The following is a 4,495-nucleotide window of genomic DNA, read 5'->3' on the forward strand; positions in this document are numbered from 1 at the left end:
GAGGTGCATCCGCACCGCGCTTTGCGCTATCGATCACCCCGCGAGTTCATCGCGCAAACCTGCGAGGCCCTGTCAGGCCTTTAGGGGGCAACAACAGGCCAGACTAATGAAGCAAAGGCAGATGCCATGCCCGCTCCGGCTCCGCGCAAGCGCAAGACTGAAGAAGCAGCAGCCGAATAAGCCATGGCCTGGCTTCCTGAAAACGGGAAGCCGGGCCACTGTAGAGTGCAGTCTAAGCCGTCTACGAACTGTGCTTACCGTTGATGGGCTCACACTCGATTGTGTACGTACATCGGACGCGCGGCCCTTTTGCTCGCGCTTCCAAATCGGGTGACGGATCAGCACCTAATCCAGCCTATTCCCCTCGCATCCATACCGTTGCGAAGCGAGGTCATCGCACCCCCGATCGCAGCCGCTACGAACTGCTACCGGCAACTGCAGACAACGATCCGTCTGGATTACGCCCCTCACGAATTAGCACCGCGTCCTGCTGCACTCGCCGAATATCTTGCGAACTGCCTTCTCTAGCTGGCGGTAGTGCAACCTCGGCAATTCCCCCAACGTTAGCCGAACCATGCAGCGCACCTGCTATTTCGCGATCAAACTCACCTGCTTCGATCGCGGACCGCATGTTCACCAAGTAATCGGCAAAGCGGTCTGCGGGGATGAAGTTTGTTGTTTGGCCGCCAATAGTAAGTGTCGCCCCGTTTCGAGTGGTGGGCGTGAAGGCAACATGCTCACCGTCACGGACGAACCATGTTCCTGAAGGAACACCGTCGGTCGCCCATGCCTTTTCGGCTAAATATAAATCCTGCAAGACTTCGTTGCGGTCGGAAACTGGGTTAGCAGATGGAGGCGAGACTACATCCTGAAGCGTAGATTTCGCAGTGTTGACAATGCTTTCTAGTGACATTTCTATCCTCCGATCCTGCCCAGAACGTGGCGTTTGTAAGCTGTACATGCCATCGTATAGTCAATTCGCGTCGAGCTACTGGTTCCTTGCCCAGCGATCGGGGCTTGGTGGTCCATTACCGACTCTTGACCCGGTGGTTTCCATCTAATCCTCAGTTCTGAACGAAGGTCGCTTTACCTTTGATGCCATCCGTAACGGTCTAATTCGCAGATCGGGTGCAGGCTCGCGTCATCAAATCGATAAAGCGTCTTCGTCGTGACGCAAAATCCCGCACGAGCGCCTGGCCTTGAATTGCCTTGCTAGCCGCTGCGGTTTATATTCATATCTAGAAAAAATGTCAGTTAAGTACTGTTTGCCTGATAAGGCGACCCACCTATCCAATACTCGCAGAAGCTACCGGCAACCTGAGGCGGGCACGATATTGAACCTCCATGAGCTCTTTCCCGCCTGTTTGGCGCGGTACATGGTTTGATCGGCGGTGAGCAATGTATCGGTGAAATCAGTTCCTGTTGCCGCCCCCAAGCTGCAGGTTGCCGACACGCCAGTTGATTGAAGCGCCGCCATGATAGCGCCGTGGATCTTACCGCTTTTTCTCTCGGCAGAAGCCTGGTCGCGAACTGCGAGACAGAAGGCGAATTCATCACCCCCCAGCCGTGCCGTGATGTCGTAAGGGCGAACGGCGGACGCGAGCGCTGTTGCTACGATGCGTAAAACCTCATCACCGGCCGCATGACCGTGTTGGTCGTTTACCGACTTGAAATCGTCTACGTCGATCACCCCGCACATGAGAATCCGATCGTCACGCGCACTGGCTAACTCCAGGCGAGCGCATTCGATCTGAAAGGCTCGTCGATTGCCGAGACCTGTGAGGGGATCGATGCTTGCTGTGGCACGCTCCCGATCGAAGGTTCGCCGGAACGCGCTCACGAACAGAATGATAAAGAGGACCCCGAAGGCTCTCGCACCTACATTCCAGATAGCGGTTGCAGTAGGGACGGTCGACGCCTGCGCGGAGAGGCCGTCTCCGAAGCCATTGAGATACAGGGTTACAGCCACGCCCAGCAGACCTGACAGCAACCCTGCGACCCGGCCGAGACACCATACGGTAAAGCATAGTGGCAGCAGGTAGACCGTATTCAGCGAGAAGTGCGGTCCGGTGGATCCGTCCAGGATGAATACGATCACCCAAATTATCGTCAGGCCGACGGCAGCTCCCGAACGGTTCAAGTCCGCCGATTTGCGGAGCGCGAGTTCCAATGGCGTCAACTGCGATTGAGGATTTCTCGAAGTTAAGGAGATCTTTCGGCGCATTTCGGTCCTCAACTCGCATGGTCGCGGACGCCTTTAAAACGGCCTGTGATTATGGATACTAACACGGTGATACAGCCCCGGCGACCTACTCTGACTGCAGTGCGGAACGAGGGGCCTAGCGGCTGCGTCCCAGCCCCAGCCCCTGTGATTGTGGATCACGGCCCGTGATCGTCGCCCGCCCCTGCACGTAGACAATCTTGGGACTGTCGCCGATCTTCGGGACCTGTTGGAAAGCGGCAGGCTCGTGTCGAGCGACCCCGTTGCCGTGTACCTGATAAACGCCTCTGGCGCTGACGTGTAAGATCGACCCGGCGTACGTTGCCCCGTCGTCGGCCTTGGCTGATGCTGCGGTATCGAGGCGGAAGACGCCCTTTGGCAGCATGCCTTGCGGATCCGACTTCTGGACCTCCCACTTACCCTCATATCGACGTTCGTGAAGCCGACTGCCGTTCATGACGACGACCTGTTCCGCACCGTCGGGGATAGATCGACCAGCCGGCACCTTGTCGGCTAACCCTGCCAGAGTGCTTCCCCGGCCCAGGCTCAGGAGTCCTTGCACGCTACCTCCTTGCGCAGAGCTTCGTTCGTGTTGAGGTCTTGAAAACTCTTCAGCATGGCGTCCTCGAACATCGAAAACTTTGGCGTCGAGTTCCGGTCCGTGGGCTTGGCTTTCGGAGGTTTCCCGGGGCGGTCCATTGTGTCTCTCCTTATGCTGCTGTGCCAACTGTCGTTCCATACCTTCTCGGTAGGCAAGCACCCGATCGAGTGCCGTTGCACCCGGCACACGTTCGAAGGTGAGGTCGGCATCCCCCCGGCTTTGCAGCGCGCTAAGCAGCTGCTCTGGGCCAAGCTCCCCGTCTAGTGCCGCCTTTCGCGCTGTCGCGTGCTTGTAGGCCGGTTCTAGCGAACGATTGCGATACGAGGCTGTAGCAAGCCGCGTGGCGATGCTCTCGGCTTGCCGGCGCGCGGCAGGCAAAAGCGCTGACAGCTCGGCTTCGGCCTCACCGATGGGCAGTGTATGCGGTCCCGCAATCGAGGCGGGACCGCGATCGACCGACTGCCGGACGATCTCTTGCAGTCTGTCTGCGCCGTTGATCATGTTCAGCGACATGCGCGCCTGGATCAAGGACCGCGGGCCTTCGTCAGAAAGTTTGACCGCCTCGATGTCGGGAAAAGCCCGGTGTAGCACCTCGATGTCTCGCGCCATGTAGAGGTTGTCTCGCGTCACCGCGTCCACATCGGTCGCGCTCCAGTCGAGATGGTGCCCGACATGCTCGGCAAGATGTTTGGTGAAGCTGCGAAGGGTGCGGCTGTTTCCCTCGGAAAAGGGATGCAGATAGTCGAGATCGCCGTAGGTTTTCGCCAGCGCGCCCGCGAACTCGAGGGGCGTGAGGCCTTTGAAAGCGTCTCCGCCACGTAGCTCGCTCAGTACCCTATCAAGGCGGGCGTCTACTTCCGGTCGCAGAGCGTAGTGGACCGGATAGCTGACAGCCCGATTGGCTTCGAGCCGACGTTCTTTGACGTGGCCCCGTGCATTGGGACGATACTCACCGGGGTTGTGATGAGGGAAATCCTGAAAAATTCGTTGGTGGATCTCCCGCAGATGCGCGGCATCGAATGTGCCGCGGACCGGGTCGAGCTCCAATTCGACAATTCGCGCATTGCAGACTTCGCCCTCGTTGCTCGGGCGAGAATCGGACATTAGCCGATGGCTTTAATTGCATTGACGTACTCGGGCACCGTCAGGTGCCCGGCGACAAAGCGTTCTCCAACACGCTCGGCTTCTTCGGAAAGGACGAAGCCTTCGTACCGTACGCTGCCGCGCGCAAAGTCGATCGCACGTTGCCGACGAGCCTGTTCGTCGGGGTTGATCGTAGGGGTTTTGATCTGCCGATAGACGTTCATGGCGTTAGGGCCTCCAGGGTCGTCAGACGGCGATCATAGCCGCCAAAGGGCACGATGTGTAGGCGGCAGGTCTTCACGATGCCGGCTCGCCGCCACCAGCCGGAAAATGCCTGTAAAAGGTTGCGACCGAGACGCCGATCGCCTCGGCCACGTCTCGCGGACGATCGCCAGCAGCGAGCAGCTTCATAGCTGTGGCCCTCTTTTTTGGCGTCAGGACCGACTTGCGCCCCCTGCCCGGCCCGTTCTTGCAACGGGCCGCCAGTAGCCCGGCCATTGTTCGTTCGCGGATCAGCTCACGCTCCATTTCCGCGATCGACGCCAGAATGTGAAAGAGCAACCGGCCGGTCGGCGTCGCTGTGTCGATCC

Annotated in this window: 5 protein-coding genes; all 5 read right to left on the reverse strand. The window is 58.8% G+C overall.

Features of this window, described 5'->3' with window-relative positions; all coding sequences use genetic code 11:
- Window positions 1-415 precede the first annotated feature (415 nt).
- Window positions 416-913, reverse strand: coding sequence for a hypothetical protein (locus ASE69_RS22155; protein WP_156362331.1), 498 nt, complete (start codon window positions 911-913; stop codon window positions 416-418).
- A 393-nt stretch (window positions 914-1,306) separates the two neighbouring features.
- Window positions 1,307-2,224, reverse strand: coding sequence for a GGDEF domain-containing protein (locus ASE69_RS12615; RefSeq protein WP_082453109.1), 918 nt, complete (start codon window positions 2,222-2,224; stop codon window positions 1,307-1,309).
- Window positions 2,225-2,339: 115 nt separating this feature from the next.
- Window positions 2,340-3,926, reverse strand: a complete 1,587-nt coding sequence (locus tag ASE69_RS12620) for a KfrB domain-containing protein (RefSeq protein ID WP_082453110.1) — start codon at window positions 3,924-3,926, stop codon at window positions 2,340-2,342.
- Window positions 3,926-4,129, reverse strand: a complete 204-nt coding sequence (locus tag ASE69_RS12630; protein ID WP_056487177.1) for an antitoxin VbhA family protein — start codon at window positions 4,127-4,129, stop codon at window positions 3,926-3,928. The genes ASE69_RS12620 and ASE69_RS12630 overlap by 1 nt, the downstream gene beginning before the upstream one ends.
- A gap of 73 nt (window positions 4,130-4,202) precedes the next feature.
- Window positions 4,203-4,495: recombinase family protein (locus ASE69_RS12635; protein WP_156362332.1), on the reverse strand; the 293-nt coding region annotated here is incomplete at its 5' end.

This window comes from Sphingomonas sp. Leaf208 (genome assembly GCF_001421415.1).
In the GTDB taxonomy this organism is placed as follows: domain Bacteria; phylum Pseudomonadota; class Alphaproteobacteria; order Sphingomonadales; family Sphingomonadaceae; genus Sphingomonas.